Origin of the sequence: Streptococcus parasanguinis, assembly GCF_001578955.1 — a bacterium.
Classification (GTDB): domain Bacteria; phylum Bacillota; class Bacilli; order Lactobacillales; family Streptococcaceae; genus Streptococcus; species Streptococcus parasanguinis_U.
Genome location: NZ_KQ969729.1, coordinates 1 through 456 on the forward strand (window position 1 = coordinate 1; position 456 = coordinate 456).

Below are 456 nucleotides of genomic sequence, written 5' to 3' on the forward strand. Positions count from 1 at the left end.
GGGTTATCGACTAGCTACTGTAACAGACGCTCGTCCAGATTCTGAAGATCTCCGAATCTTTAAAGAACGCGTGCGCAAAGATATTGATGATGGCTATCCTCTCTATTACACCTTCAATGTGGCACAAATCTATCCTGGAAAAAGTGGGGAACATAATGTGATTGGAGTAGGCTATGAATTAACATCAGATAACAAGGACATCGCAGCAATCTATTATCTAGACCCCGATACACATGTACAGGATCCAACCTATGGAGGCTTGAAGAAACTGACACCAGAGGAGTTATTAGCAGCCATGGTTACATGCGGTGAGAAAAATTATGCTTGGTGAGAAAGTGAGTCGTGAAATGGATAGGAGGGATAACCTATGAAACGCTCTTATCTTTTTGGGATTTTATTTCTATTCTTCCTTTTGCTTTCTTGTTCTAATGTCCAAACACCAATGTTTCGAGTCGA

1 protein-coding gene is annotated in these 456 nt (G+C 41.0%); it reads left to right on the forward strand.

Going from position 1 to position 456, the window contains the following annotated elements:
* Window positions 1-331: cysteine peptidase family C39 domain-containing protein (locus tag SPADD19_RS10995; protein ID WP_241496600.1), on the forward strand; the 331-nt coding region annotated here is incomplete at its 5' end.
* Between the last annotated feature and the right edge of the window lie 125 nt (window positions 332-456).